This is a genomic window from Micromonospora sp. WMMA1996 (assembly GCF_002573675.1).
Classification (GTDB): Bacteria; Actinomycetota; Actinomycetes; order Mycobacteriales; family Micromonosporaceae; genus Micromonospora; species Micromonospora sediminicola.
This window is the reverse complement of the sequence record NZ_PDHU01000009.1, coordinates 173,333-200,109: the sequence shown is the minus strand read 5'-3', so window position 1 is coordinate 200,109 and position 26,777 is coordinate 173,333. Positions and strand designations below refer to the sequence as shown.

At 73.8% G+C, this 26,777-nt stretch carries 20 protein-coding genes and 2 pseudogenes; 5 read left to right on the top strand and 17 right to left on the bottom strand.

The genetic code is table 11. The annotated features are described in order from the left end of the window. The 3 genes and pseudogenes from whiA to rapZ all read right to left on the bottom strand — a co-directional run. A partial coding sequence (gene whiA, locus COO58_RS29485) for a DNA-binding protein WhiA (RefSeq protein WP_098748157.1) occupies nucleotides 1-290 on the bottom strand: 290 nt, incomplete at its 3' end. A 54-nt stretch (nucleotides 291-344) separates the two neighbouring features. Then, a pseudogene (gene yvcK / locus COO58_RS29480) lies at nucleotides 345-1,345 on the bottom strand (uridine diphosphate-N-acetylglucosamine-binding protein YvcK). Continuing rightward, nucleotides 1,342-2,250, bottom strand: a complete 909-nt coding sequence (rapZ, locus tag COO58_RS29475) for an RNase adapter RapZ (RefSeq protein WP_369700232.1) — start codon at nucleotides 2,248-2,250, stop codon at nucleotides 1,342-1,344. Before rapZ ends, yvcK begins: the two are co-directional and overlap by 4 nt. 226 nt (nucleotides 2,251-2,476) lie before the next feature. Here rapZ and recQ point away from each other — a divergent pair, with 226 nt between their 5' ends. After that, nucleotides 2,477-4,318, top strand: coding sequence for a DNA helicase RecQ (recQ, locus tag COO58_RS29470; RefSeq protein WP_098748155.1), 1,842 nt, complete (start codon nucleotides 2,477-2,479; stop codon nucleotides 4,316-4,318). A gap of 50 nt (nucleotides 4,319-4,368) precedes the next feature. On the opposite strand, the gene COO58_RS29465 is transcribed toward recQ, so the two are convergent. The 5 genes from COO58_RS29465 to rsgA form a co-directional block, all read right to left on the bottom strand. After that, complete coding sequence (locus COO58_RS29465; protein WP_098745102.1) at nucleotides 4,369-5,016, bottom strand: C39 family peptidase; 648 nt, start codon at nucleotides 5,014-5,016, stop codon at nucleotides 4,369-4,371. 1,296 nt (nucleotides 5,017-6,312) lie between these two features. Next, on the bottom strand, nucleotides 6,313-8,253 hold the full coding sequence (gene uvrC / locus COO58_RS29460; RefSeq protein ID WP_098748153.1) for an excinuclease ABC subunit UvrC: 1,941 nt from the start codon (nucleotides 8,251-8,253) through the stop codon (nucleotides 6,313-6,315). 85 nt (nucleotides 8,254-8,338) lie between these two features. Next, entirely contained in the window at nucleotides 8,339-8,824 is a 486-nt protein-coding gene (locus tag COO58_RS29455; protein WP_091573394.1) for a Rieske (2Fe-2S) protein, read from the bottom strand. A 162-nt stretch (nucleotides 8,825-8,986) separates the two neighbouring features. Further along, on the bottom strand, nucleotides 8,987-11,929 hold the full coding sequence (gene uvrA, locus COO58_RS29450) for an excinuclease ABC subunit UvrA (protein WP_091573393.1): 2,943 nt from the start codon (nucleotides 11,927-11,929) through the stop codon (nucleotides 8,987-8,989). Between the two features lie 208 nt (nucleotides 11,930-12,137). Beyond that, the gene (gene rsgA, locus COO58_RS29445; protein ID WP_098748179.1) at nucleotides 12,138-13,217 is read right to left on the bottom strand and encodes a ribosome small subunit-dependent GTPase A; all 1,080 of its coding nucleotides are present in this window, start codon (nucleotides 13,215-13,217) and stop codon (nucleotides 12,138-12,140) included. Nucleotides 13,218-13,454: 237 nt separating this feature from the next. On the opposite strand from rsgA, the gene COO58_RS29440 reads away from it, so the two are divergent. Next, the gene (locus COO58_RS29440) at nucleotides 13,455-14,171 is read left to right on the top strand and encodes a maleylpyruvate isomerase family mycothiol-dependent enzyme (RefSeq protein WP_098748152.1); all 717 of its coding nucleotides are present in this window, start codon (nucleotides 13,455-13,457) and stop codon (nucleotides 14,169-14,171) included. A gap of 8 nt (nucleotides 14,172-14,179) precedes the next feature. Then, nucleotides 14,180-14,833: an MBL fold metallo-hydrolase gene (locus COO58_RS29435; RefSeq protein WP_098748177.1), complete on the top strand. Its 654-nt coding sequence runs from the start codon at nucleotides 14,180-14,182 to the stop codon at nucleotides 14,831-14,833. On the opposite strand, the pseudogene COO58_RS29430 reads toward COO58_RS29435, so the two are convergent. Together COO58_RS29430 and COO58_RS29425 are read right to left on the bottom strand one after the other, a co-directional pair. Further along, a pseudogene (locus COO58_RS29430) lies at nucleotides 14,816-15,487 on the bottom strand (DedA family protein); the annotation flags it as partial. The gene COO58_RS29435 and the pseudogene COO58_RS29430 overlap by 18 nt on opposite strands. Before the next feature lie 89 nt (nucleotides 15,488-15,576). Further along, the gene (locus COO58_RS29425; RefSeq protein ID WP_098748150.1) at nucleotides 15,577-16,251 is read right to left on the bottom strand and encodes a methyltransferase; all 675 of its coding nucleotides are present in this window, start codon (nucleotides 16,249-16,251) and stop codon (nucleotides 15,577-15,579) included. Nucleotides 16,252-16,429: 178 nt separating this feature from the next. Between COO58_RS29425 and COO58_RS29420 the strand changes: the two genes are divergently transcribed. Further along, entirely contained in the window at nucleotides 16,430-16,633 is a 204-nt protein-coding gene (locus COO58_RS29420; RefSeq protein WP_013287480.1) for a cold-shock protein, read from the top strand. A gap of 114 nt (nucleotides 16,634-16,747) precedes the next feature. Here COO58_RS29420 and COO58_RS29415 read toward each other — a convergent pair whose 3' ends face one another. From COO58_RS29415 to COO58_RS29395, 5 genes are all read right to left on the bottom strand, one after another. Continuing rightward, the gene (locus COO58_RS29415) at nucleotides 16,748-18,025 is read right to left on the bottom strand and encodes an MFS transporter (protein WP_098748148.1); all 1,278 of its coding nucleotides are present in this window, start codon (nucleotides 18,023-18,025) and stop codon (nucleotides 16,748-16,750) included. Beyond that, nucleotides 18,022-18,597 carry a helix-turn-helix transcriptional regulator gene (locus tag COO58_RS29410; protein ID WP_098748147.1) on the bottom strand — a complete coding sequence of 192 codons (576 nt, stop codon included), beginning with the start codon at nucleotides 18,595-18,597 and terminating at the stop codon, nucleotides 18,022-18,024. Before COO58_RS29410 ends, COO58_RS29415 begins: the two co-directional genes overlap by 4 nt. A 104-nt stretch (nucleotides 18,598-18,701) precedes the next feature. Beyond that, a complete protein-coding gene (locus COO58_RS29405) occupies nucleotides 18,702-19,610 on the bottom strand; it encodes a hypothetical protein (RefSeq protein ID WP_091573388.1) in 909 nt (302 codons plus the stop codon). Between the two features lie 166 nt (nucleotides 19,611-19,776). Further along, entirely contained in the window at nucleotides 19,777-21,429 is a 1,653-nt protein-coding gene (locus COO58_RS29400; protein ID WP_098748145.1) for a CocE/NonD family hydrolase, read from the bottom strand. Between the two features lie 2 nt (nucleotides 21,430-21,431). Further along, nucleotides 21,432-21,965, bottom strand: a complete 534-nt coding sequence (locus COO58_RS29395) for a MarR family winged helix-turn-helix transcriptional regulator (protein ID WP_098748144.1) — start codon at nucleotides 21,963-21,965, stop codon at nucleotides 21,432-21,434. Nucleotides 21,966-22,105: 140 nt separating this feature from the next. Here COO58_RS29395 and COO58_RS29390 point away from each other — a divergent pair, with 140 nt between their 5' ends. Next, nucleotides 22,106-24,241 carry an MMPL family transporter gene (locus COO58_RS29390; RefSeq protein ID WP_098748142.1) on the top strand — a complete coding sequence of 712 codons (2,136 nt, stop codon included), beginning with the start codon at nucleotides 22,106-22,108 and terminating at the stop codon, nucleotides 24,239-24,241. A 51-nt stretch (nucleotides 24,242-24,292) separates the two neighbouring features. Here the strand turns inward: COO58_RS29390 and COO58_RS29385 are convergent, their stop codons facing one another. Both COO58_RS29385 and COO58_RS29380 read right to left on the bottom strand, forming a co-directional pair. Next, nucleotides 24,293-25,159, bottom strand: coding sequence for a transglycosylase SLT domain-containing protein (locus tag COO58_RS29385; RefSeq protein WP_098748140.1), 867 nt, complete (start codon nucleotides 25,157-25,159; stop codon nucleotides 24,293-24,295). A 32-nt stretch (nucleotides 25,160-25,191) separates the two neighbouring features. After that, nucleotides 25,192-26,658 (bottom strand): DedA family protein, encoded by a 1,467-nt coding sequence (locus COO58_RS29380; RefSeq protein ID WP_098748139.1) that lies wholly within the window; start codon nucleotides 26,656-26,658, stop codon nucleotides 25,192-25,194. Nucleotides 26,659-26,777 lie beyond the last annotated feature (119 nt).

Genomic DNA, 26,777 nt, shown 5'->3' with positions numbered 1-26,777 from the left:
AGCGCCTCGCCGTCCTTGACCACCCGCACGATGAAGTGGCTGCCCTTGCGCAGGCCGCCGGAGGCGAGCACGTGGATCTCACTCGGGTAGCCGTAGACCTCGGCGATCTCCCGCCGCAGCCGGCGGGCCACCGCGCCGGTGTCCAGCTCCGCCTCGACCACGACGCGACCCGACACGATGTGCAGGCCGCCGGCGAAGCGCAGCAGGGCCGCCATCTCCGCCCGGCGGCAGCAGGGCTTGGGCACGTCGACCCGACTCAGCTCGTCCTTGACCGCAGCCGTCATCGCCATTCCAGCGCCCCCTCAGGACCGGTTCCGGCGTGTCGCCGGTGATTACGTACGTGTCTAACGATCGGCGCCCAGGACAGGCACCAGTGCGGCGCCGAGTGCGGCCGGATCATGACGGGGCGTGCCGTCGGTGACGGCGACGGGGGCGAGGACCAGCCGGGCACCCAGCGATTCTGCCGCACGTTCGACCGCCGCGGGTCACCCACCGCCGTGGAGTCGGCCAGCACCATGTCCACCTTCAACTCGGGCAGATAGCGCCGCAGGGTGTCCAGATGGTCGGGCAGGGAGAGCCCGGAGGTCTCCTTCTCGGCCACCAGGTTCAGCGTCACCAGCCGGCGGGCCGGGCTGGACACGATCGCGTCGGCCAGGCCCGGCACCAGCAGGTGCGGCAGCACGCTGGTGTACCAACTGCCGGGCCCGAAGATCAGCCAGTCCGCGGCGCGTACCGCGGTCACCGCCTCGGCGCACGCGGCCGGCGCGGCCGGGGTCAGTCGCAGCGACTCCACAGTGCCCGAGGTGACCGCCACCTGGTGCTGGCCGCGCACGGTGCGCACCTCGTCCGGGTGGGCCGGGTCGACGCCGCGCACCCGGGCCTCGATGCCGACCGGCTGGCGGGACATCGGCAGCACCCGGCCGACCGCGCCGAGCATGGCGCCGGCGTGGTCGAGCGCGGCCACCGGGTCGCCGAGCAGCTCGGTCAGCCCGTGCAGCAGCAGGTTGCCGACCGCGTGGCCGACCAGCGGATCGCCCGCGCCCGACGCGACCGGCACGGCGGGTGTCGGCGCCGGCGCGCTGGCGGCGAAGCGGTGCTGGAAGAGCGCCGCGCTGCGCCGGGTGGCCGGGTGATCCCCGGCCAGAGCGACCAGCGCCTGGCGCAGGTCACCCGGGGGCAGGCCGCCGCGCTCGGCGCGCAGCCGGCCGCTGGAGCCGCCGTCGTCACCGACCGTGACCACCGCGGTGATGTCCAGGTCCAGTCCGGGTACGCAGTGCCGCAGCGCCCGCAACGACGCCGAGAGCCCGTGCCCGCCGCCGAACGCGACCACCCTGGTCGGGCTCATTCCCGCCCCAGGTCCCGGTGCTGCGCGTTGGCGGCGATGCCGGAGCGGCGCAGCCGGGCGGCCAGTTCCTCGGCGATCGCCACGCTGCGGTGCTTGCCGCCGGTGCAACCGACGGCCACGGTCAGGTAGCGCTTGCCCTCCCGCTCGAACCCGGCCGTGGTGGCGTTGACCAGGTCGGCGTAGCCGGCGACGAACGCGTCCGCGCCCTCCTGGCCCAGCACGTACGCGCTGACCGCCTCCTCCCGACCGGTGTGCTCGCGCAGCTCCGGCACCCAGTACGGGTTCGGCAGGAAGCGCGCGTCCATCACGAAGTCGGCGTCGGGCGGGAGGCCGTACTTGAAGCCGAACGACAGCACGGTGATCCGCAGCCGGCGGGCGTCCTCCCCGCCGAACAGCTCCTCCACCCGGCGGCGCAGCTGGTTGACGTTCAGGTGGCTGGTGTCGATGATCACGTCGGCCTGGTCGCGGGCCTCCTCCAGCAGCGCCCGCTCCACCGCGATGCCGTCGGCCAGCCGCCCGTCGCCCTGCAACGGGTGCGAGCGGCGCACGCTCTCGAACCGCCGGATCAGCACCTCGTCGTCGGCGTCCACGAAGACCACCCGGGGGGAGAAGCCGCGCTCGCGCAGCTCCCGGATCGCCCCGGCCAGGTCGGTGGAGAAGGCGCGCGAGCGCACGTCCAGCACCATCGCCGTACGCCGGGCGGCGCCGCCGGCCTTGAACGCCAGCTCGGCCATGTCGAGCAGGAGCGCCTGGGGCAGGTTGTCGACCACGTAGTAGCCGACGTTCTCCAGCGCCCGCGCCACCGTGCTGCGCCCGCCGCCGGACAGGCCGGTCACCACCACCAGGGAGGTGTCCGCCTCGGCCGGCGCCGGCCGCACCGGCACCGTCTCCGTGTCGGTCGGCACCAGCTCTCCCGCCGTCCGCGCCTCGCTCACCCGCTACCCCCAGCCGTGGCGCCGCGGCCGAGCGGCCGCGCATGGTCAGTCGCCGACTCTAACGGCTGCGACCCCGCCCGGGATTCCACGGGGTGACCACCGGAACAGGCGGTTGCCCGATTTGTCGGGGTACCCGTACCCGCCACACGCCCGCGCGGGACGGGGCGTTGTCGGCGGGCGCTCGTAGACTGCGCGGATGGTCTCCCCCACCGACGAGCGGACCGAGGACGCGCTGCGGGTGTTGCGCCGGGTCTTCGGCTACGACGCCTTCCGCGGCTTCCAGCAGGAGGTCGTCGAGCACGTGGTGGCCGGCGGCGACGCGCTGGTGCTCATGCCCACCGGTGGCGGCAAGTCGCTCTGCTACCAGATCCCGGCGCTGGTCCGCGACGGCGTGGCGGTGGTCGTCTCCCCGCTGATCGCGCTCATGCAGGACCAGGTCGACGCGCTCACCGCGGTCGGCGTCCGGGCCGGCTTCCTCAACTCAACCCAGGAGCCCGCCGAGCGACGCCGGGTCGAGGCGGCCTACCTCGCCGGCGAGCTGGACCTGCTCTACCTCGCACCGGAAGGGCTCGCGGTGCGGTCCACCCTCGGCCTGCTGGAGCGCGGCCGGATCGCCCTGTTCGCGATCGACGAGGCGCACTGCGTCTCGCAGTGGGGGCACGACTTCCGTCCCGACTACCTCAGCCTGTCGATGCTGCACGAGCGGTGGCCGGACGTGCCGCGGATCGCGCTCACCGCCACCGCGACCCGGGCCACCCGCACCGAGATCGCCACCCGGCTCCGGCTCACCGAGGCCCGGCACTTCGTGGCCAGCTTCGACCGGCCCAACATCCAGTACCGGATCGTGCCCAAGCGGGAGCCGCGCCGGCAGCTGTTGAGCCTGCTGCGCGACGAGCACCCGGGCGACGCCGGCATCGTCTACTGCCTGTCCCGGGCCTCGGTGGAGAAGACCGCCGAGTTCCTGGTCGCCAACGGCATCCCGGCGCTGCCCTACCACGCCGGCCTGGACGCGCGCACCCGCGCCGCCAACCAGCAGCGCTTCCTGCGCGAGGACGGGCTGGTCATGGTCGCCACGATCGCGTTCGGCATGGGCATCGACAAGCCCGACGTCCGCTTCGTCGCCCACCTCGACCTGCCCAAGTCGGTCGAGGGCTACTACCAGGAGACCGGCCGCGCCGGCCGCGACGGGCTGCCCTCGACGGCCTGGCTGGCCTACGGGCTGCAGGACGTGGTGCAGCAACGCAAGATGATCGAGACGTCGGAGGGCGACCTGGCGCACCGGCGCAACCTCGCCGCCCACCTCGACGCCATGCTGGCGCTCTGCGAGACGGTCCGGTGCCGCCGCGCCCAACTGCTCGACTACTTCGGCGAGTCCGGCGCGGCCACCTGCGGCAACTGCGACACCTGCCTCGACCCGCCGGAGTCCTGGGACGGCACGGTCGCCGCGCAGAAGCTGCTCTCCACCGTCTACCGGCTCGACCGCGAACGCAACCAGCGGTTCGGCGCCGGGCACAGCATCGACATCCTGCTCGGCAAGCACACCGACAAGATCGACCAGCACGGCCACGACACGCTGAGCACCTTCGGCATCGGCACCGAGCTGCGTGACGCCGAGTGGCGCGGCGTGGTGCGTCAACTGCTGGCCGAGGGCCTGCTCGCGGTGGAGGGCGACTACGGCACGCTGGCGCTGACCGAGGCCAGCGCCGACGTGCTCGGCCGGCGGCGCACCGTCACCCTGCGCAAGGAGCCGGAACGGCCGCTGTCCGGCCGGGCCGCGAAGCCCCGGGGCGCGGCCACCGTCGTCGCCGACCTCTCCCCCACCGCCGCGCCGGTCTTCGAGCGGCTCCGTGCGTGGCGCGCGGCCACCGCCAAGGAACAGGGCGTGCCGGCATACGTGATCTTCCACGACGCCACCCTGCGCCAGATCGCCGCCGAGCCGCCGGCCTCGCTGGCCGAACTGTCCCGCGTCAACGGCGTCGGCGAGAACAAACTCGCCAAGTACGGCGAGGGGATCCTCGCGGTCCTCGCCGACGGATGAGAAAGGGCCCGACCCCGTGGTGGGGTCGGGCCCTTTGCCGTGTTGGTGGGTCAGCTGGTGCTGTAGCCGCGGGTGGCGATCCAGTCGGCGAGGTTGTCGATGCTCATCCGGTAGGAGGCCATGTTGGGGTCGGCGCTGTCGGCGATGGTGACGGTGTTGCCGTTGTCGCGGTAGCCGATGACGCTGATGTAGTGGCCGCCTTCGAAGGAGTGGGTGGTGTTGTCGGTGTCGGTGGCGGTGCCGGCGATGTTGGCCACGACGGCGCGGCCGTCGTCGACGGTGCGGATGATGTCGGCGCGCAGGGTGTCGGTCTGCTTGTTGTCGGCCTTACCGCTCTTGATTTCGACGGAGCGGTAGGGCTTGCCGGTTTCCTTGTTCAGGACGGGGGTGATGTCGTTGATGCTGTTGGTGCCGGCTTCGGTGGTGCCCATTTCGCGGGCCATGGCGTGGACGTCGATGTTCTTGCCCAGGACGCTGATGGCGTTGCGGGTGGCGGCGGGGCCGCAGTAGTAGAAGTTCGGCTGGGCTTCGTAGCGCACGTCGAGTTCCCGCTCACCGTGGCCCTTGCGGTCGGCGACCACGGTGGTGGTGTCGGTGGGGGCGGCGTGGGCGGCGATCGCGGGGCCGGCGATGCCACCGGCGGTCGCGGCGATACCAGCAGCGGTCAGCACGGTCTTACGCAGCAGAGTGGTAGCCATGATGATGCCTCCCAAAGGGGGGGGTGGGGGCACGGCACGGGGGTGCCGTGTGAAAGGGGGGAAGTCTGAAAGTCCGGCAGCCCGACAGGGCGTGCACGGGGCCTGCGCGGCGGCCAGCGGGGGGGCCTGCACGGGCGGCTCAGGGGGATGTAACCACCGGCGGGGGCCGGTCATTCCAACTGCGGCCTGCCGGGGGCCGGGTGTGTAACCCCCGTGGCGGCCGGTCATTTCCGACCGGGCGGCCTCCCGAACCGGGTGTGTAACCACCGGTCGCGGCCGATCATTCCGACCGGGCCTGGCCTGCCGACGCGATGGTCGGGGCGGCGCGTGGTCTACCCGGTACAACGCCGCACCCCCGGCACCGATTCCACGCTCACGGTGGCGCCGACCACCGCCAAACCCGGCACACGGGTTCATGGCACGCAGCCACTGTGCGTGGCGGCCCGCCGAACCGGACATCAGGGCGGTTATCTCCGGACACCTCCGCGTCGACGTCGGCTCTGGTCGACGGTCCCGAGATCTTGGAAGGTAGCGGCCCTCATCGGGGCCGTTTCCTTCCAAGATCTCGAGGCGTCCCGGGCGGTGATCCTGAGGCGAGCAGCCAACACCCCACACGGCGCAGTTGGCATCCGGCCGGCGGGCACCACCGACGGGGGACGTCTGGTGACCCCGCACGGGCCGGGCCGTGCCCTGTCACGGTGCCTATCGAGCTGATGCCGTCAGTGACTCACGCTCTCGTCGGGGGCGGGCGCCGACGCCCGGAAGCGACTCACGCTCTGGTTGCGGGCGGGTCCCGGCCCTCCGAGTCGTTTCTGATATCAGCTCGAAAGGCGTTGCGGAGGCGAGTGCTGCGGGCGCGGGCTGTGCCCGATCCGTCCTGGGTGCGGTGGCGGCGAACAGGGCCGCCGGCTCGATCACACCCCGGGTCGCAGCCACTCGGCGGCCGGCTGGCGGAGAAGCGGATCGCGCGGCGCGACGCCACCGGCAGCAGGCCACCTCACACCGCGTGTCCCAGCCAGGGGCATGTCTCCTCTTTGCCGATATGACTGAGCGTCATAGATATGCCTCTGAGGTATATCCGTGTCAGCGCATGCCTCGTGGTCAGGCCGACACGCCCGGCAACCAAAGGGAAAGCCGACCAACCGACCCCAACGCCGGGTCCCACGACAACCACGCCCACCACGACCACGCCGCCACCGGTGCCTGCCCGGGCGCCATCCGCCGTACCGCGTCGCCAGGCGGCGCGGAACGCGCCGCGCCGGTGTCCTCGTGCGGCCGGTGGCGCTCCCGTCCAGGTCACCCGGCCGGGGTGGCGGCGTCGGAGCCGTCGAGCGCGGCCAGGATCGCCTCGGCCGTCCGCCGGCCGACCCCCGGCACCTCGGTGATCTCCTCGACCGTGGCGGCGGACAGCCGCTTCAACGAGCCGAAGTGCCGCAGGAGCGCCTTGCGCCGGACCTCGCCGAGGCCGGGGACGTTGTCCAGCGCCGACTCGGTCATCCGCTTGGAGCGGCGCTGGCGGTGGAACGTGATGGCGAAGCGGTGCGCCTCGTCGCGTACCCGTTGCAGCAGGTAGAGCGCCTCGGACGTGCGGGGCAGGATGACCGGGAAATCGTCGTCGGGGAGCCAGACCTCCTCCAGCCGCTTGGCCAGCCCGCACAGTGCCACGTCGTCGATGCCCAGCTCGGCGAGCGCCTGCGCGGCGGCGGCCACCTGGGGCGGGCCGCCGTCGACCACCACGAGCTGCGGCGGGTACGCGAACCTGCGCGGCCGCCCGGTGGTCGGGTCGATGCCGGGCCGGTCGGGGTCGGCGGCGGTTTCCTCGCCCAGCTCCCCGGTCTCGGCCCGGGCGTCCAGGTAGCGGGCGAACCGCCGGCGCAGCACCTCGGACATGGCGGAGAGGTCGTCGGTGGCGCCGCGCACGATGAACCGGCGGTATTCGCTCTTGCGGGGCAGCCCGTCCTCGAACACGACCATGCTGGCGACCACGTCGGTGCCCTGGATCTGGGAGACGTCGAAGCACTCGATCCGCAGCGGTGAGGTGCGCATGGCGAGCGCGTCGGCGATCTCGTCGAGGGCCTGGCTGCGGGTGGTCAGGTCACCGGCCCGCTTGAGCTTGTGCCGGGCGAGCGCGTCCTTGGCGTTGCGCTCCACCGTCTCCAGCAGCGACCGCTTGTCGCCCCGCTGCGGCACCCGCAGCGACACCCGGCTGCCCCGCCGGGCGGAGAGCCAGTCGGCCAGCGCCTCCGCGTCCCCCGGCAGCTCGGGGACGAGCAGCTCGCGCGGGACGTCGGCCTCGCCCTGCTCACCGCCGTAGACCTGGGTGCAGAAGTGGTGCACGAGGTCACCGGTGGTCAGCTCCTCGGTCTTCTCCACCACCCAGCCGCGCTGGCCCCGCACCCGACCGCCGCGGACGTGGAACACCTGCACCGCCGCCTCCAGCGGGTCGTCGGCGAAGGCGACCACGTCCGCGTCGGTGCCGTCACCGAGCACCACGGTCTGCTTCTCCATGGCCCGGCGCAACGCGGCGACGTCGTCGCGCAACCGGGCCGCCCGCTCGAACTCCAGCTGCTCGCTGGCGTCGAGCATGTCTCGCTCCAACCGGCGGACCATGGTGTCGGTGCGGCCGGCCATGAAGTCGCAGAAGCCGTCGACGATCTCACGGTGCCGCTCGGCGCTGACGCTGCCGACGCACGGCGCCGAGCACTTGCCGATGTAGCCCAGCAGGCACGGTCGACCGACCTGGCCGGCCCGCTTGAAGACGCCCGAGGAACACGTCCGCGCCGGGAAGACGCGCAGCAGCAGATCGAGCGTCTCGCGGATGGCCCAGGCGTGCGAGTAGGGCCCGAAGTAGCGCACGCCCTTGCGCTTGGCGCCACGCATCACCTGCAGGCGCGGATATTCCTCGTCGAGGGTGACCGCCAGGTAGGGGTAGGACTTGTCGTCGCGGTAGCGGACGTTGAACCGGGGGTCGTACTGCTTGATCCAGGTGTATTCCTGCTGGAGCGCCTCCACCTCGGTGGCCACGGTGATCCAGTCCACCGACTCGGCGGTGAAGACCATCTGCCGGGTGCGCTGGTGCAGGTTGACCGGGTCGGCGAAGTAGGAGTTGAGCCGGCTGCGCAGGTTGCGCGCCTTGCCGACGTAGATCACCCGGCCGGTGCCGTCCCGGAAGCGGTAGACCCCTGGCAACTCCGGGATGGTGCCGGTCGCGGGACGGTAGGTCGAGGGGTCAGCCACGGCCCAAGCCTAGTCCGCACCCCCGACACCCGGCCGCCGCCGCGCCCCCGCCCGCGAGCGGCGGGCGGGGAGGGCGGGATGCCGGTCAGGCCAGCGTGATCTGGTCGCCCTCGACCTTGATCTCCTTCGCGGCCAGGGGCTTGGTGGCGGGGCCCTGCTTGACCGAGCCGTCGCTGATCGAGAACCGGCTGTTGTGGCAGGTGCAGTTGATGGTGCCACCGTCGACGTTCGACACGGGGCAGCCCTGGTGCGTGCAGATGGGGTCGAACGCCTTGAACTGGCCGGCCTCGGGCTGGGTGATCACCACGCCCTTGCTGGCGTAGATCGCGCCGCCGCCCACCGGGATGTCGGTGGTGCGGGCCAACGGCGCGCTGCTGTCCCGGTCGCCGCCGCCCGCGTCGCCGGTCGCGGTGGCGCCGGGCGGCCCACCGCTGGTCGGGGCCTGCCCGGGGGTCGCGTCGTCGTCGCCGCATCCCGCGAGCACCACGGCCGCGCCGACGGCTCCGGCACCCGCGAGCAGGGTCCGACGGGTCTGGGTGATCGGTCCGGTCCGCGCCTGGTCGTCACTCATATCCGGCCTCTCTCTCGGCTGTCGCCACCGGTCATGATCCGGCGCCACAGTGTGCAACACGCACCAGGATCCGGCACGGTTCATACTGCCGCGTCACGAAACGGGCGTCTGTGCGGATGACGGACGGGCCGGACCGCCGGCCCCGTCCGTCATGCCCGTGGGTCAGCGCGCCCCGGCCGGCACCTTGCGGGCGCGGGTCTTGGCCCCGCCGTTGGCCTTGGCCGCCCGGGTGGTGGCGGCCTTGGCGCCCTTGGCCGCGCCGTCGAGCTTGAGGATCGGCCGCAGGAACTCGCCGGTGTGACTCTCCGCAACCTCGGCGACCTCCTCCGGGGTGCCGGTGGCGAGCACCGTGCCACCCCGGTGACCGCCCTCGGGGCCCATGTCGATGAGCCAGTCGGCCGTCTTGATCACGTCGAGGTTGTGCTCGATGGTGATGACCGTGTTGCCCTTGTCGACCAGGCCCTCCAACACCATCAGCAGCTTGCGGATGTCCTCGAAGTGCAGCCCGGTGGTGGGCTCGTCGAGCACGTAGACGGTGCGGCCGGTGGAGCGCTTCTGCAGCTCGGAGGCGAGCTTGACGCGCTGCGCCTCACCGCCGGACAGCGTCGGCGCGGGCTGGCCGAGGCGGACGTAGCCGAGGCCGACGTCGACCAGGGTCTTCAGGTGCCGGTGGATGGCCGGGATGGCGGAGAAGAACTCGGCCGCCTCCTCGATCGGCATGTCCAGGACCTCGGCGACCGTCCGGCCCTTGTAGTGCACCTCCAGCGTCTCCCGGTTGTAGCGCGCGCCCTTGCACACCTCGCAGGGGACGTAGACGTCGGGCAGGAAGTTCATCTCGATCTTGATCGTGCCGTCGCCGGAGCACGCCTCGCAGCGCCCGCCCTTGACGTTGAACGAGAACCGGCCCGGGCCGTACCCCCGGACCTTGGCCTCGGTGGTCTCGGCGAAGAGCTTGCGGACGTGGTCCCAGACCCCGGTGTAGGTGGCCGGGTTGGAGCGCGGGGTGCGCCCGATCGGCGACTGGTCGACGCCGACGACCTTGTCCACGTGCTCCAGGCCGGTGATCCGGGTGTGCCGGCCGGGCACCAGCCGGGCGCCGTTGATCTGGTTGGCCAGCACCGTGTAGAGGATGTCGTTGACCAGCGTCGACTTGCCCGAGCCGCTGACCCCGGTGACCGCGATGAGCTGGCCGAGCGGGAAGCTCACGGTGAGGTTGCGCAGGTTGTGCTCGCGCGCGCCGTGCACCACCAGCTCCCGGCCGGGCGTCTGCGGCCGGCGGGTGGCCGGCGTCGGGATGGACTTGCGCCCGGACAGGTACGCCCCGGTGACCGACTCGGCGTTGTCGAGCAACGCCGGCACCGAGCCGCTGTGCACGATCTTGCCGCCGTGCTCGCCCGCGCCCGGACCGATGTCGACGATCCAGTCGGCGACCCGGATGGTGTCCTCGTCGTGCTCGACCACGATCAGCGTGTTGCCCAACCCGCGCAGCCGCAACAGCGTCTCGATGAGCCGGTGGTTGTCCCGCTGGTGCAGGCCGATGGATGGCTCGTCGAGCACGTAGAGCACGCCGACCAGGCCAGAGCCGATCTGGGTGGCGAGCCGGATGCGCTGCGCCTCGCCGCCGGAGAGCGTGCCCGCGGGGCGGTCCAGGGAGAGGTAGTCGAGGCCGACGTCGAGCAGGAACTTCAGCCGGGCGTTGATCTCCTTGAGGACCCGCTCGGCGATCATCTTCTGCCGGTCGGTCAGCTCGATGCCGGCCAGCAGGTCGGCCGCCTCGCCGACGGAGAGGTTGCAGACCTCGGCGATGCTCTTGCCGGCCAGGGTGACCGCGAGCACCTCCGGCTTGAGCCGGGCGCCGCCGCACGCGGCGCAGGGCACGTCCCGCATGTAGCCCTCGTACTTGTCGCGGGACCACTCCGACTCGGTGTCGGTGTGCCGGCGCTCGATCCACTGCACCACGCCCTCGAAGCCGGTGTAGTAGGAGCGCTCGCGGCCGTACTTGTTGCGGTAGCGGACGTGCACCTGGTCGTCGGAGCCGTGCAGGATCGTCTTCTGCGCCCGCGACGGCAGCGCCCGCCAGGGCGTGTCGATGTCGAAGTGCTCGGCCTCGCCGAGCGCCTCCAGCAGGCGCAGGAAGTATTCCAGGTTGTGCCCGGTGGCCCAGGGCTGGATCGCGCCCTCGCGCAGCGAGCGCTCCGGGTCGGGGATGACCAGCTCGGGGTCGACCTCCTTCTTGGTGCCCAGGCCGGTGCACTCCGGGCACGCGCCGTAGGGCGCGTTGAAGGAGAAGACCCGGGGCTCCAGGTCCTCGATCGCCAGGGGGTGGTCGTTCGGGCAGGCCAGGTGCTCGGAGTAGCGGCGCTCGCGGGCCGGGTCGTCCTCCGGCAGGTCGACGAAGTCGAGCAGCACCAGACCGCCGGAGAGGCCCAGCGCGGCCTCGACCGAGTCGGTCAGCCGCTGCTTGGCGCTCGGCTTGACGCTGAGCCGGTCGATGACCACCTCGATGGTGTGCTTCTCCTGCTTCTTGAGCTTCGGCGGCTCGGTCAGCGGGTGCACCACGCCGTCGACCCGGGCCCGGGCGTAGCCCTTGGCCTGCAGCTCGGCGAAGAGGTCGACGTATTCGCCCTTGCGGCCGCGCACCACCGGGGCGAGCACCATGAACCGGGTGCCCTCGGCCATCGCCAGAACCCGGTCGACGATCTGCTGGGGGCTCTGCTTGGAGATCCGCTCGCCGCAGATCGGGCAGTGCGGCTCGCCGATGCGGGCGAAGAGCAGGCGGAGGTAGTCGTAGACCTCGGTGATGGTGCCGACGGTGGAACGCGGGTTGCGCGAGGTCGACTTCTGGTCGATGGAGACGGCGGGGCTGAGGCCCTCGATGAAGTCGACGTCGGGCTTGTCCATCTGACCGAGGAACTGCCGGGCGTAGGACGACAGCGACTCGACGTAGCGGCGCTGCCCCTCGGCGAAGATGGTGTCGAACGCCAGGCTGGACTTGCCCGAACCGGACAGCCCGGTGAAGACGATCAGGGCGTCCCGGGGCAGGTCGAGACTGACGTCACGCAGGTTGTGCTCGCGCGCGCCACGGATGATCAGACGGTCGGCCACGGTGCGTGTGCTCCCGGAAGAAGAATGTGCGGCGGATCTGTCCGCCAGACGTCAGGTCTGGGCGGTTCTCACAGGTTGTCGAGGCGCAGGGAAGACGCCCCGGCAACTCTAGCCCCGAGGTGTGACAACTTCCGTCGGGCGCACATTCCCCCAGCTCAGACCGGTCGGGCGGGATGCGGCCGACCCCGCCCGGCCGGTCCGGGCCGACTCAGAATGCGCCGGGCGCGGGCGGGGTCGCCGGACGCCCGGTGCGCCGCCGCCCGCCACGCCACCCGCCCCGCCGCTCGGCGGCCAGCCGGGCCGCGCGACGCCCGCCCTCGTACGCGACCTCCCGCTGCAACCGGCGCCAGCTCTCCCAGCGGCGCGCCGGCAGCTCGCCGCTGTCCAGCGCGTCCCGCACCGCGCAGGCCGGCTCGGCGTCGTGCGCGCAGTCGGCGTACCGGCAGCCGGTGGCCAGCTCGGCGATGTCGGCGAAGGCCCGGTCCAGGCCGACCACGCCGTCCAGCAGGCCGACCGCGCGTACCCCGGGGGTGTCCAGCACCGCTCCCCCACCCGGCAGCGGCACCAGCGACCGCCAGGTGGTGGTGTGCCGGCCCTTGCCGTCCACCCGGCGGATCGCCTGGGTCCGCATCACGTCCGCCCCGGCCAGCGCGTTGACCAGGCTCGACTTGCCGGCCCCGGAGGGGCCGAGCAGGCCCAGGGTGCGTCCCGGGGCGACGTGCCGGCGCAGCGGCGCCAGGCCGGTGCCCCGCTCGGCGCTGACCGCCAGCACCGGCACCCCGGGCGCCAGGTCGGCCAGTTGCCGGGCCACCGCGGCCGGGTCGGCGGCCAGGTCCGCCTTGGTGAGCACCACCAGCGGCTCGGCGCCGGACTCGTGCGCGAGCGAGAGCAGCCGTTCGATCCGCGCGGCGTCCGGCGTCGGGTGCACCGGCTCGACCACCGCGGCGGCGTCGAGGTTGGCGGCCAGCACCTGCCCGCTGGCGTCCTTGCCGGCGGTGCGCCGCACCAGCGCGGTCCGTCGTGGCAGCACCGCCTCCACCGTGACCGGGCCGTCCGGCCAGGTGGCGAGCAGCACCCAGTCGCCCGCGCAGGGCAACGCGGTCAGGTCGCGGGCCGCGGCGGCGAGGACGCCGCCGCCGAGGCTCGCCCGCACCGGCCCCTCCGGGCGGAGCACGGTGCACACGCCCCGGTCCACCCGGGCCACCCGCCCGGGTCGGTGGTCGGCGCGTCGATCGAGGTGGATCGCCCAGTCGGCGTCCCAGCCGAGGGCGGTCAGGTCCAGGTTCATGGTGTCCTCATCGGTGTCGAGGGGGTTCACGGCGGAACACGCGTGCTTCGACCGGCATGCTCACCACCTCCGCTCCGACTCCCGGCGCCCGCGTCCGGCACGACGTCGGCCCGGCGCGTTCCCGCCGCGAGCCGCTGTCGTTCGACCCGACGGTAGGGGCCGCGCCGACGCGCCGAAAGCGATTTCCCCGGCGGCGCGGCCGGGTCCCGCCCGCTACTGTCGAACCGTGAGAACGAGATGACCAGTGACCCCCTGCTGTTGACCGGTGACCTGGCCGAGGCGAACGACCGGCTGCTGCGTACCGTCGCCGGCCTGACCGCCGCGGACGTCGCGGCGCCCTCGCTCCTGCCGGGCTGGACCCGCGCGCACGTGCTCACCCACCTGGCCCGCAACGCCGACGGGTTCGTCAACCTGCTCACGGCCGCGCGCACCGGCGAACCGATCCCGATGTACGCCTCGGTCGAGGCGCGTAACGCCGACATCGAGGCGGGGGCCGGCCGGGGCCCGGCCGACCTGCTGGACGACCTGCGCCGCAGCGGCCAGCGCTTCGACGCGGCGGTGGCGCAGATGCCGGCCGAGGCGTGGGGCGCCATGGTGCGGGCCCGGCGCGGTCCGTGGCCGGCGGCGCTGCTGGTCTGGGGCCGGCTGCGCGAGGTCGAGGTGCACCACGTCGACCTGGCGACCGGCTACCGCCCGGCGGACTGGCCGGAGGCCTTCGCCCAGCGCCTGCTGCACGAGGTGACGACCGGGCTCGCCGGCAACCCGGCCGCGCCGGCCATGGTGCTGCGCGTCGACGGCGCCGCACACGAACTCGTCGTGGGTGACCCCGAGGGGGCGCCCACGGTCACCGGCCCCGCGCCGGAACTCGCCGCCTGGCTGACCGGCCGGGGCGCGGGCGAGCTGCTCGCCGTCGTCCCCGACGGTCCCCTGCCGAACCCACCGGAATGGATCTGAACGCCGTCATGACCTACACCGGAGACGTCACGCCCGGCGGCCCGCCGGCCGTGCGCGAGCTCGACCGGCTCACCGTCAGCAAGCTGTCGGTGGGCCCGATGGACAACAACGCCTACCTGCTGCGCTGCCACGCCACCGGCGACCAGGTGCTGATCGACGCCGCGAACGAGGCGCCCCGCCTGCTGGAACTGGTGGGCGACGGCGGCCTGGCCGCGGTGGTGACCACCCACCGGCACATGGACCACTGGGTGGCGCTGGAGGAGGTGGTCGCCAAGACCGGCGCCCGCGCGCTGGTGCACGCCGACGACGCCGAGGGCCTGCCGATCGACGCCGAGGCGCTGCGCGAGGGCGACACCGTCGAAGTCGGCGACTGCGCGCTGGAGGTCATCCACCTGCGCGGGCACACGCCGGGGTCGATCGCGCTGCTCTACCGCGACCCGGCCGGCACCCCGCACCTGTTCACCGGCGACTCGCTGTTCCCGGGCGGGGTCGGCAACACCGACCAGGACCCGGAGCGGTTCGGCCAGCTCGTCGACGACGTCGAGGCCAAGCTCTTCGACCGGCTGCCGGACGAGACCTGGTTCTATCCGGGACACGGCAAGGACAGCACGATCGGCGCGGAGCGGGCGGCGCTGCCGCAGTGGCGGGCCCGCGGCTGGTGAGCGCGCCGGGTCCGGCCTCCCCCGTGGCGGCCGGACCCGGCCCGGTGCGCCGGTCACCGCGCGCAGCCGGCGCCGGGCGCCGAGCAGCACCGGCCCGGCCAGCAGCAGCCCGACGGCCATGGTGAGCACCGTCGGGTCGGGCGCGCCGGGCAGCAGCACGGTCAGCGTCCGCGCGGCCAGCCCGAGCGCCACGTAGAGCCCGGCCCAGAGCGTGGCGCCGAGCGCCGCGCAGGTCACGAACCTCCGGTACGGCATCCGGAGCCCGCCGGCGGCCAGCGGCAGCAGCGCGTTGAACACCGGCAGGAACGGCGCCACCAGCACGATCCGTCCGCCGCCGCGGTGCAGCAGCGCCTCGGCGGCGGCCCACCGGGACTCGCCGATCCAGCGCCCCAGCCGGCCGTGCCGCAACCGCACGCCCCAGCGCCGCCCGGCGAGGAAGCTCAACGACCAGCCGGCCACGCAGCCCGCCACCACGGCCGCGACGGTCACCGCCCCGCCCGCCGGCCGCCCCGCGCCGACCGCCGCGAGGACCGCGGCGTCCCCGGGCACCAGCACCCCGACCAGGGGTACGGCGTCGGCGAGCATCACCACGCCGAGGAGCCCCATCAGCAGCGTGGTGGGCAACTCCCCGAGCTGGGCGAGCAGGTCCGTCATGACGAGCACGCTATGCGTCACCGACCGCCCGGCACATCGGGCGTGACCCCCCACCCGACCCGGAGGCCGGACCCGGGGGCCCCTCAGGGTCAGCGGGGGCGGAGCACCTGCACCCGGCGTACCGGGGAGTCGACCGAGGGCTCGGTGGTCGGCACCGGATAGCTGGCCACCAGGTCCAGGCCGTCCGGCGGCAGGTGCCCGCGGTCCGGGTCGCCGACCAGCACCTCGACGCCGCGCTCGGCGCACCGGCGCAGGTACGGCAGCACCCGGGCGGCCAACCCGGCGTCGTAGAGGGCGTCACCGGCCACCACCAGGTCGACGACGGGGACGCCGTCGAGCAGGTCCTCGCCGTCGGCGGTCACCCGGACCTGGTTGGCCCGGGCGTTGACCGTGACGGCCGCCACCGCGTACGGGTCGACGTCGTTGGCGACCACCCGGTCGGCGCCGGCGAGCGCGGCGGCGATGGCGACCAGTCCCGACCCGGCGGCCAGGTCGAGCACCCGGCGGCCGGCGACGAGGTCGGGGTGGTCGAGCAGGTGCCGGGCGAGCGCCTGCCCACCGGCCCACACCGAGGCCCAGTACGGCGGCGGCAGCGACCGCCCGGCCGCGGCCTCCATCCGCGCCCACCACAGGATGGCGTCCTCGGCCAGGTGCAGTCGCACCTCGGGCACGAACGGCGTGCCGACCAGCCGCAGGCGGTCCGGGCCCGCGCCGGGCGCCGCGATCTCCTGTTCCAGGTCGGCCAGTGCCGTGATTGTGCTCATCGGGGCAAGCATGCCGTGCCCCGATCGGTACCGGGGGCATTTCCGGCTCGCAGGTATTCACGTGCCACGCCGGCACTTCCGCCAGCGGATCCCGGTTCGGCCGGTTACTGTCAGGGTGGTACAGGGCGATCATCGGCCGAGGGGCCGGTGCTCACCCGCATTGAACAGGGAGAGACGCATGGCAACCGGCACGGTCAAGTGGTTCAACTCGGAAAAGGGCTTCGGCTTCATCGAGCAGGACGGCGGAGGCCCGGACGTGTTCGTCCACTACTCGGCCATCCAGAGCAGTGGCTACCGCGAGCTGAACGAGGGCCAGAAGGTCGAGTTCGAGGTGACCCAGGGCCAGAAGGGCCCGCAGGCGGACAACGTCCGTCCGATGTAGCGACGTGCCGGTGGCGGCGGTCGGAGCACCGACCGCCGCCACAGTGCATTCTTCGGGCCCGGCACAGCCGGCCAGGGCATTCCTCCGGCCCCGCACAGCCGGCCGGCGCACTCCTCAGGCCGGCGCGGCCGGCAGGTCCCGTCGCCGGCGCAGCGGGCCGACCAGCAGGATCAGCGGGGTGAGCGCCAGCCAGGCGGTCATCACCCGGATCGCGCCGTCCGGCCCCCAGGCGGCGCCCAGCGCGCCGGCCACCACCGCGGCGAGCGGGATGGTGCCGTAGTTCAGCAGGTGCATGCTCACGGTCACCCGGCCGAGCAGCCGGTGCGGCGTGTAGGTCTGCCGGAAGCTGCCCTTGACCACGTTGCCGACCGCGACGCCGAGGCTCACCAGCATCCCGCCGAGCACCAGCCAGGTCACCCGCGCGCCGGGCCCGGCCAGCGGGATCAGCAGCGCGGGCGGGCCGGTGAGGGCGCCGGCGACCAGCAGCGCGCGGGCGGTGCCGAGCCGGCGGGCCAGCCGGGCGGCGGACGCCGCGCCGACGATGCCGCCGAGGCTGGCCACACCGATCAGCACGCCGACCAGGCCGGCCGGCAGGTGCGCCGAGCGGACCAGGAAGACCACCAGCACGGCCTGGTAGCCGGTCAGCCCGATGTTGCTGGCCGCCCCGAACACCGTCAGCACCCGCAGGTAGGGGTCGCGGGTGACGAAGCGCAGCCCGGCGGCGACCTCCTGACGCAACGACGACGCCCCGGCGGGGCGTCGCGGTCGGGGCTCGACCGCCCGGATCCGGTGCAGGCACAGCGCGGAGAACAGGAAGCTCACCGCGTCCAGCGCCACCGCGACGACCGCGCCGGCGAGCTGGGCGATCAGGCCGGCCAACCCCGGGCCGACCAGGTAGCTCGCGGTGTGGGTGGCGTGCAGCCGCGAGTTCGCCTCGGGCACCTGCTGGGGCGGAAGCAGCGTGGGCAGGTAGACCTGGTCGGCGGTCTCGAAGAAGACCCGGGCCAGGCCGGCGCCGAGCGCCACGACCAGCAACTGCCAGACGGTGAGCAGGCCGAGCGGCGCCGCGACCGGGACGCTGAGGAACAGCGCCGCGGCGGCCAGGTCGGCGCCGATCATCACGGGACGGCGGCGGACCCGGTCGACCCAGGCCCCGACCGGCAGGCCGGCGAGCAGCCAGGGCAGCCAGGCGGCGGCGGTGAGCACCGCCACCTGGAACGTGGTGGCGTCGAGCACCGCCACGGCGACCAACGGCAGCGCCACCGTGGTCATGTTGCTGCCCACCGCACTGACCGTGTGCCCGGTCCAGAGCAGCCGGAAGTCGCGGTGCCGGAACAGCCCGCCGCGCGGGCTGTCGACGGCCGGCGCGGACGGTCGGGCCGGGGCGCTCACGGCCGGGCCGGGACGCCGTAGGAGAACAGGAAGACCGGCTCGCGGCGCTGCCCGTCCTCGGGCACGGGCCGGTCGGCCCACCGGGCGAAGAGCGCGATCACCTCCTGGCTGAGTTGGGCCAGCTCGTCCGGGGTCAGCCGCAGCCACTTGTCGGTGCTGAACGGTCCCTCGCCCCAGGCGGCGCGGGTGTCGTCGGAGGCCGCGTGCCAGGCCCGCACCAGCTCCGCGTGCCGCTCCAGGTTCAGCGAGCCGGCCGCGTCGGCCACCGCCCGGTCGGCGGGGTCGCCGTCGAAGTCCGTGGTGGACCAGCGCACCCCCCGGTCACGCAGCCGCCACCACCGCTCGCGACGGTCCCGGGCCAGCTCCGGCGCCTCCACCAACAGGTCGGCGGCGGCCAGGACCCGGAGGTGGTGGCTGACGTTCGCGGGCGCCTGGTCGGTGTGCTCCGCGAGCAGGCCGACGGTGCACGGACCGTGCACCTTGAGCACGTCCATCAGCCGGCGACGCAGGGGGTGGGCGAGCGCCGCGAGCACTCGCGAGTCGGTGACCTGCCGGACGGTGGGCTCTGTCATGCCACCCACCCTGACATTCGCAAGAGGTGTTGCGCAATACCTGTTGCGGATTGGATCGGACGCCGCGGCGACCGCGTCGACGCGGTCGCCGCGGCACCGGACGGTCAGGCGGTCAGCCGCCGGGACAACTCGTCGGCGACGTCCCGGGCGATCTGCGGGGGGATCGCCTCGGCGATCTTCTCCGGCGGGAGGCCGGCGAGGACCCCGCTGACGATCTGCTGCTCGTCGGTGAAGTCCTTGCCCGACAACTCGTTGACCTGCGCGACGAGCGCCGGCCAGGCCCGCGCCATCGCCAGCATCTGCTGCAACGGCGAGTTGGCCATCGGCGGGCTGACCAGGCCGGTCGTGTTGACCGGTGAGATCAGCCAGTTGCGCAGGTTCTCCACGTCGGCCAGCACGTCGCCGACCGTGCGGTTCGGGTAGCCGGTGTTGCCGACGAGCTTGTCGGTCTGTTCCATGTCGTCCTCCGGTTTCACAGGGGCGATCAGCCCGATCGCGGTGAGATAGCGGCGGAACAGCGGGGTCTGGTCCCGGCCCGCCTTGGTGGAGTCGCGGAAGAAGCTGAAGTGGGTGTGGAAGAGGTGGCTGCTGTCGCCACTGGTGCGCTTGCCGAGCCGGTCCCAACGCCGCACGGTCCGGCCGTCCGGGGAGTAGATGATCTCCCGGATGTCCCGGGTGTCGGCCGCGTTCGCCGCGCACTGCGCCGCCATCCAGGTGGAGAAGGTGCGCAGGGTGTGGGTGGCGCCGCCGGAGCGGACCGAGAACGTGCCGACGTCCAGCGCGGACGCGTAGAGGGTCAGCCCGGACCGGTCCCGGGTGGACTCCACCACCGAGTAGTCGTTGACGACCACCCGGTCGGAGCCGCAGTGGTAGCCGCCCCGGTGGTTCGCGTCGCCGACGATGCCGACCTCGGCCGGCTCCAGGTCCTGATCCCGTACGGCGTTCTTGTCGACGTTGAGGTAGGTGAGCAACAGGTTGCGGACCGCCAGCAGGTTCGCCGGAGCCGAGGTCATGGTGGATCCCCTTCCGATCGATGGCCGGCAGGGCATGACGATCACAGCACGTGATGGCTTGCGATCCGCGGTCGCGCCCCGCCGATGAGTTGCACGGCACCGGGCACCTGCTCCGAGCTTAACCACGGTTCGGGGAAAACGCCCAGTTCAGAGGCGGTATTTGGAACTATCGGGCCGCTGTGGACGGTGCCGGCGTCAGCGGCAGGTCCAACCCCGAGGGATGTTCACCATCGTGCAGCACGTCGCGCCATCCAGCACGAAGAGTCACGGCGGTGCCGAGCGGCTCCCCGGTGCCGGGGTTGCGGGCGTATCGCGGGTGGGCGCCGCCGGAGACCTGGAGGCGCAACCGGTGCCCGGACGCGAACCGGTGCGCGGTCGGCCAGAGCGTGACCGGAACCCGGACCGCGCCGGAGGCGTCCCGGGGGAACCGGTCCGGCTCGACCCGGGCCAGCCCGTCGCAGACGTTCCAGGACCGCCCGCGCAGGTCCACGTCGCACAGTCGCACGAACACGTCCAGGTACGACAGTTCGCTGCGCAGGTGGATCTCGGCGTGCACCGGACCGACCACCTCGACGGCGGCCGGCAACGGCTCGGTGGTGTAGGTGAGCACGTCCGGCCGCGACTCCACCGGCCGGTTGTCCACCGCGCCCGCCCGCTGGGCCACCAGCAGCGGTCCGCCCAGCGACGGGGTCGGATCCGCCGGGTCGTACCAGATCCGGTCCGGCGTCTCGGCGTCCGGCGGCGTGCGGTCCAGCCGGCCGTCCGACCGCAGGTGCCAGCGGGTCGGGGTCGCCGGCGGCGGCCAGTCGGGCAGGTCCCGCCACCCGCCGCCGTCGCCGCCCACGTGCACCCGCACCGGTGCACGCTCCGGCCGGGCCCGGCCGGCCAGGTGCGTGTCGAGCCAGTCCAGGCCCTCCCGCAGGGCCGCCACGAGCAGCCCCGGGCTGCCGTGGGTCCAGGGACCGACGGTGAGCCGGGGCCGGGCGCCGGCGGCCCGCAGCCGGGCCCAGTCGTCGAGCTGCGCCGGGAGGAAGATGTCCTGCCAGCCGCTGACCATGGTCACCGGCGCGCGTACGTCGGTGATCCGGTCGCCGAAGACGCGGGTGCGCCAGTAGTCGGCGTCCGGGGTGTGGTGACGCAGCCACTCCTGGAAGAACGGCACGGTCACGCCGGTGGCGACCCGGTCCGCCTCGGCCAGCGGGAGGTGGGACAACGCGCGGGCCAGTCGGGGTTGGCCGCGTTTGAGCTCCCACTGCCGGGCCAGCCAGGGCACGGTCTGCGCCTCGAGCAGCTCCGCCCAGGTGAGCACCGTGTCGAGCGCGAAGGACTCCCCCGCGTACGTCGAGTCGCGGGTGGCCGAGGCGGTCACCACGGCGACCATCGCGCGCAGCTCGTCGCCCGCCTCGGCGGCCACCGCCCACTGCACGAACCCCTGGTAGCTGGCGCCGAACATGCCGAACGCGCCGGTCCACCAGGGCTGGCGGCGCAACCAGTCGAGGGTGTCCAGGCCGTCGTCACGCTCGTGCACCAGCGGGGCGAACTCGCCACCGGAGCCGTCCGTGCCGCGGCAGGACTGGATCACCACGTGGAAGCCCCGTTCGGCGATCAGGCGGCCGAGTAACCGGACCGGCCCGCCCCGGCCGTACGGGGTGCGGATCAGCACGCACGGGGCGCCGGCGAGATCCGGCGCGTAGTGGTCGGTGCGCAGGCAGGTGCCGTCACGGACCCGGACCGGGAGGTTCCGGGTGACGGTCACCCGGCCGGTGCGGGCGGCGGGCAACCGCAGCGCCGCCGCGACGAGCCGGGTGACCGGTCGCACGGTCAGCGGTCGCCGGCGGGGTCGGGGGCGGCGGCGCGGCGGGGCTCGCCGCGGGCGGCGCGCACCTCGTCGCGGTGCGCCCGCATGGACCGCATCATCTCGGACATGAACCGGTGCACCACGGCCAGCTCGTCGTCGGTGAACCGGGCCATCACCTCGTCGGTGCGGCGGCCGAGCGGCCCGAAGAAGCTCTGTGCCAGGGTGGCGCCCCGGTCGGCGTAGTGCAGCAGGACCTTGCGGCGGTCGACGGTGTCCCGGTCGCGCCGGATGTGGCCCGCGCGCTCCAGCCGGTCGACCAGCGCGGTCACCGACCCGGAGGAGAGATTGAGCACCTCACCGAGCCGGCCCGGGGTGATCGGCTCGCCGACCAGCTCGGCCTCCATCACCGCGATGAGGGCCTGCAGGTCGGTGGCGTTGAGCCCGTGCAGGCCGGCGAACGCGTGCCCGACGTGTTGCGCGTCGAACGAGTAGCGACGCAGGTCGTTGGTGATCTCCGCGACCATCCGCCCCCGCGGGTCGTCCCGCCGCCGGTACATGCCGTGCCCCGTCACCGCTCGCCGCCACCCCCCTGCCTGCTCCGGTCCGGTTGCAGCATAGGCCCTCCCCGGATAATCTCGCTCATCAAGATACTCTCTCGACAAGAATCACCCCCGCAAAGAAACCTGTGAGGGCACCGATGTCACTGTTCACCCGCGTCGCCCGGGGCCGGCTGGCCGCCTGGCTCACCGTGGTCGCCGCACTCGTCGTCGGCGCGGTCGTCTTCGGCCTACCCAAGCCGGACAATCCCCAACCCGTCTCCGCCACCGGCCTGTCCGTCGAGTGGCAGTCGACGCAGGTCGAGCGGCTCCAGGAGCAGCTGCCCTCCCGCGACACCCAGCCCGCCCTGGTGGTGGTCAGCCGCGACGACCGCGCCCCGCTCAGCGCCGCCGACCGCAGCGCGCTCGACGGCGCGGCGGCGAAGCTCGGCGCGCTCGCCGCCGGCGGCCGGGTCGCCCCCGCGCAGGTCTCCCCCGACGGCACCGTCGCGCTGGTCGTCGTGCCGCTGTCCACCGCCGGCGATCAGCAGGCCGTGGTCGACGAGGTGGTCAAGGTGCGCGACGCGGTCGGAGACCTGCCCGCCGACCTGACCGTCGAGGTCACCGGCGGGCCGGCGTTCACCGCCGACCTGAGCAAGGTGTTCCAGGGCGCCGACACCACCCTGCTGCTGGTCACCGCCGCCGTCGTGGCGCTGCTGCTGCTGGTCACCTACCGCAGCCCGTTCCTGTGGCTCGTGCCCCTGCTGGTCGTGGCCGCCGCCGAGCAGCTCACCCTGCGCACGGTGGAGACCGTCGTGCCCGCGCTCGGCATCTACCTGCCCAGCGGCCAGGTCACCGGCATCGCCAGCGTGCTGGTCTTCGGCGCCGCCACCGACTACGCCCTGCTGCTCATCGCGCGCTACCGCGAGGAGCTGCGCCGGGACGAGAACCGCTTCACCGCGATGCGCTCCGCCCTGCGCCGCACCGCCGAGCCGATCCTGGCCAGCGGCGGCACCGTCGTGCTCGGAGTGCTGACGTTGCTGCTGTCGGAGCAGGAGACGAACCGGGCGCTCGCGGTGGCCTGCGCCATCGGCGTCGTGTTCGCCATGCTCTCCGCCCTGTTCGTGCTGCCGGCCGCGCTGGTGCTCTTCGGCCGTGGCCTGTTCTGGCCGTTCGTCCCCCGGGTCGGCGGCGCCGCCCGCGAGGGCCGGCTCTGGGGCCGCCTCGGCGCGCTGGTCGTCCGCCGGCCGTTGCCGGTCGCGGTGCTGGCCACCCTGCTCCTGGCCGGCCTCGCGCTCGGCGGCCTCGGTATCCGCACCGGCCTGTCCGAGACCGAGCAGTTCCGCGAGAAGCCCGAGGCGGTCGCCGGCGCGGAGACCCTCGCCCGGGCCTTCCCCGCCGGCAGCACCCAGCCGGTTGCCGTGCTCACCAACCCGCAGGCCGCCGCGGCGGTCGTCGCCGCCGCCGACGCGGTGGACGGCGTCGCGTCGGTCCGCCCGGGCCTGGCCGGAGATCGGGTCGCCCAGGTCGACGTGGTGCTGACCGCCGAGCCGGGCACCGCCGCCTCCGACCGCGCGGTCGTGGCGCTGCGGGACGCGGTCGCCGCCGTGCCGAACTCGGCGCCGCCGACCGTGGCCGGCGCGGACGCCCCCGACGGCGCGCTGGTCGGCGGCACGGTCGCGGCCACGTACGACTCGAACGAGGCCAACACCCGCGACCTCCGGCTGATCCTGCCGATCATCCTGCTGCTGGTCGGCGCCGTGCTGGTGCTGCTGCTGCGCGGCCTGCTGGCCCCGCTGCTGCTGGTGCTGACCGTGATCGCGTCGTTCTTCGCCAGCCTCGGCGCGGCCTGGCTGCTCTTCGACCACGTGCTGGACTTCCCGGCGCTGGACTCCGGCGTGCTGCTGCTGGCGTTCGTGTTCCTGGTCGCCCTCGGCGTGGACTACAACATCTTCCTGGTCACCCGGGCCCGGGAGGACGCCCGCCGGGTCGGCACCCGGGACGGGATGCTCTCCGCGCTGCGCGTCACCGGCGGTGTCATCACCAGCGCCGGTGTGCTGCTCGCCGCGGTCTTCGCGGTGCTGGGCGTGCTCCCGCTGATCACGCTCACCCAGATCGGGATCATCGTCTGCATCGGCGTGCTGCTGGACACCCTGCTGGTCCGCACCGTGCTGGTGCCGGCGCTGGCGTTCCTGCTCGGCGACCGGTTCTGGTGGCCCGGTCGGATCACCCGGGAAGCGGACGCGCCGGCCGAGGCGCCCGGCGCGCCGGCCGAACCAGTCACCGCGCGGGACTGACCCGACGTCCGGGGGCCGGCGTCACGCCGGCCCCCGGACGCCCGACGGGCCTCAGAACGCCAGGCACTCGCAGCTGGTCATCAGCTCGCGCACGTTGTAGACGTACTGCGGGTTGGGGACGGCCAGTGGCTGCCCCTCCCGGGCGACCGCGCCGTGCCCGTAGTTGTACGCCGCGATCACGGCGTTGAGCAGGCACGAGTTCAACTCGGCGGTGCACAGCGAGGCGTCCAGCCGGTAGTCGGACTCGAAGTACATGTCGCCGATGTACTTGGTCAGCCAGGCCAGGTAGGTGCCGCCGAGGTAGGCGTTGTCCCGGTAGTCGTCGATGTCGTACGACTGGCCGAAGCGCTGGTTCATCCACTCCGCCGTGGCCGGCATGACCTGCATCAGCCCGACGCCGCCGTCACAGGCGACGATGGTGGACTGCCAGCCGCTCTCCTGCCAGGCGGTGGCCTTCATCAGGACCGACGGGATGCGGATGTCCGGCGCCGAGGTGGGCCAGTAGGTCCGGGCCGCGGCGTCGGCCAGCGCCGCCTTCACCTGGCTCTGCGTCGCCTTGGTGCCCCGGTGGCTGGGCGTGCAGCCGGCGGGCGCCGGCTTCGGCGGGGCCGGCGGCACCTGGGTCTCGGTCGGCGGCTTCGGCTTCGCCAGCGGCTTGGTGGACGTGCGGGACGGCTTCGGCCGGGGCTTCGCCGACGCCGACGGGCTGGGCCGCCCGCCCATCGCCTCGACCGCCGGCGGCTCCTCGCTCGGCGCGTCGGCGGGCGCCTCCTCCGGCGCCTCGACCGGGGCCACCGTGGGCAGCTCCGCGGCCACCTCCCGGACCGGCTGCTCCTCGCCGCCGCAGCCGGTCACCAGACCGGCCGCCACCAGCGCCGCCACCGCAGCCGCAGCCCACCGGCTGACTCCTCGCCGCATCGAACCTCCCCGTGGTCCCCGTCCGGCGCACCCTAGCAGGGATCGACGGGCCTGCGGGGTACCCGCGACGCCGGCCGCCGCTCCCGGGGCCGCGGCGGGCCCTCCCCCACGGCCGGCCGGGCCGGGGCGGCGTCCCCGGGCGCCGACCCGCCGTCGCCGCCCGCCGCGCGGTCCCGGGTCGTCCAGGCGACCACGAACACGGTGGTCCACGCGGCGCCCAGCAGCACCGCGGACGCCGTGCCGCTGGCCGTGCTCCAGCCCAGGTAGAGCCGGGCGCCGGTGACCGCGACCACGCCCGCCGACGCGGCGGTCCAGACCGCGACCCCGACCGGCCAACGGGCCCCCCGCGACAGCAGCCACGCCAGCGTGCCGAAGCTCGCGGTGACCACCGCGTTCTGGGTGGGGAACAGGTCCCGGACGTCGTCCGGCCCGCCCGGACCGGTCAGGTCCGCCACCACCACCAGCAGCACCAACGGCACGGCCGCGCCGACCGTCCCCACCACCCCCAGCGGGTCCGCGCGCCAGGACCGCCGCCGGCCGGTCACCACCACCGCCACCAGGGCGACCGCCGTGATGAGGACCCAGCCGCGCAGCACCGACACCGCGCCCAGCGCGGCGTCGACCACCCCCGGGGTACGCCGGGCGGCGAACCAGTCCGCGACCAGCCCGTCGAGCACGCCCAGCCCGCTGTGCCGGACCACCGCCTCCAGCAGGGCGGCCACGGCCAACCCGGCGCCGAACAGCAGCGCCAGCCCCAGCACCAGGTTGATCAGCAGCGTCCAGACCGGGCCGACGCGCATGCCGACCAGGAAGAACAGCACCCCGTAGCGGTCCCGCAGCCAGCGCAGCGGCGGCAACGCACCGGCCCGGGCCGCCAACGCCCGGACCGGGTCCGGGTTGCGCCCGAGCCACCGGCCGGCCAGCACCACGCCGAGCAGGCAGACCAGCAGCACCAGCACCGCCCCGGTGGCCCGGCCCAGCAGCTGCGACACCCGCTCGTACGACTCGCCGGCCAGGTAGCCGGCCAGCACCGAGGCGCCGACCCAGCTCACCACCCCGGCCAGGTTCCACGGCGCGAACCGCCGGTACGGCAGCCCGGCCGCGCCGGCCAGCCGGGGCGCCAACGTGCGGGCGAACGCCACCCAGCGGGCGGCGAACACGCCCCGCCCGCCCAGGCGCTCCAGCAACTCGTCGGCGCGTCGCCAGCGGTGCGCACCGATCCGGGCGCCGAGCCCGGAGGCGCGCAGTCGCGGCCCGTACCGCCGCCCGGCCCGCCACGCGAGTGTGTCTCCCATCACGGCGGCGGCCACCATGGCCAGCAGCGTGGGGACGAGCCGTAGCGTCCCCGCGTACGCTAGGAAGCCGACCAGCAGCAGGGTCGCCTCGCCCGGCACCAGCAGCCCGAAGATCACCGCGGTCTCACCCGCGACGATCGTCGCGGCAGCCAGGTAGATCAGCAGGGGCGGCAGCTCCTGCAGCCAGTTCAGCAGGTCAGGCATCCGGCACCCCGCACGGGAGCCAGCATGCCAGTCGCTGGAACGGTCGGCACAGCACTTTCGCCACAGATCCGGGCGATCTCGGGGTGACCCCGAGGCGTGCCCCGGCAACCGCAGACAGG

What these genes read in the sequence shown, in the direction of transcription:
- COO58_RS29380 (WP_098748139.1), bottom strand. Translation starts at nt 26,658, where the DNA reads ATGCCTGACCTGCTGAACTGGCTGCAGGAGCTGCCGCCCCTGCTGATC.
- COO58_RS29435 (WP_098748177.1), top strand. Translation starts at nt 14,180, where the DNA reads ATGACCTACACCGGAGACGTCACGCCCGGCGGCCCGCCGGCCGTGCGC.
- COO58_RS29385 (WP_098748140.1), bottom strand. Translation starts at nt 25,159, where the DNA reads ATGCGGCGAGGAGTCAGCCGGTGGGCTGCGGCTGCGGTGGCGGCGCTG.
- COO58_RS29405 (WP_091573388.1), bottom strand. Translation starts at nt 19,610, where the DNA reads ATGACCTCGGCTCCGGCGAACCTGCTGGCGGTCCGCAACCTGTTGCTC.
- COO58_RS29440 (WP_098748152.1), top strand. Translation starts at nt 13,455, where the DNA reads ATGACCAGTGACCCCCTGCTGTTGACCGGTGACCTGGCCGAGGCGAAC.
- COO58_RS29465 (WP_098745102.1), bottom strand. Translation starts at nt 5,016, where the DNA reads ATGGCTACCACTCTGCTGCGTAAGACCGTGCTGACCGCTGCTGGTATC.
- COO58_RS29395 (WP_098748144.1), bottom strand. Translation starts at nt 21,965, where the DNA reads ATGTACCGGCGGCGGGACGACCCGCGGGGGCGGATGGTCGCGGAGATC.
- COO58_RS29410 (WP_098748147.1), bottom strand. Translation starts at nt 18,597, where the DNA reads ATGACAGAGCCCACCGTCCGGCAGGTCACCGACTCGCGAGTGCTCGCG.
- COO58_RS29425 (WP_098748150.1), bottom strand. Translation starts at nt 16,251, where the DNA reads ATGAGCACAATCACGGCACTGGCCGACCTGGAACAGGAGATCGCGGCG.
- rsgA (WP_098748179.1), bottom strand. Translation starts at nt 13,217, where the DNA reads ATGAACCTGGACCTGACCGCCCTCGGCTGGGACGCCGACTGGGCGATC.
- COO58_RS29455 (WP_091573394.1), bottom strand. Translation starts at nt 8,824, where the DNA reads ATGAGTGACGACCAGGCGCGGACCGGACCGATCACCCAGACCCGTCGG.
- recQ (WP_098748155.1), top strand. Translation starts at nt 2,477, where the DNA reads ATGGTCTCCCCCACCGACGAGCGGACCGAGGACGCGCTGCGGGTGTTG.
- COO58_RS29420 (WP_013287480.1), top strand. Translation starts at nt 16,430, where the DNA reads ATGGCAACCGGCACGGTCAAGTGGTTCAACTCGGAAAAGGGCTTCGGC.
- COO58_RS29390 (WP_098748142.1), top strand. Translation starts at nt 22,106, where the DNA reads ATGTCACTGTTCACCCGCGTCGCCCGGGGCCGGCTGGCCGCCTGGCTC.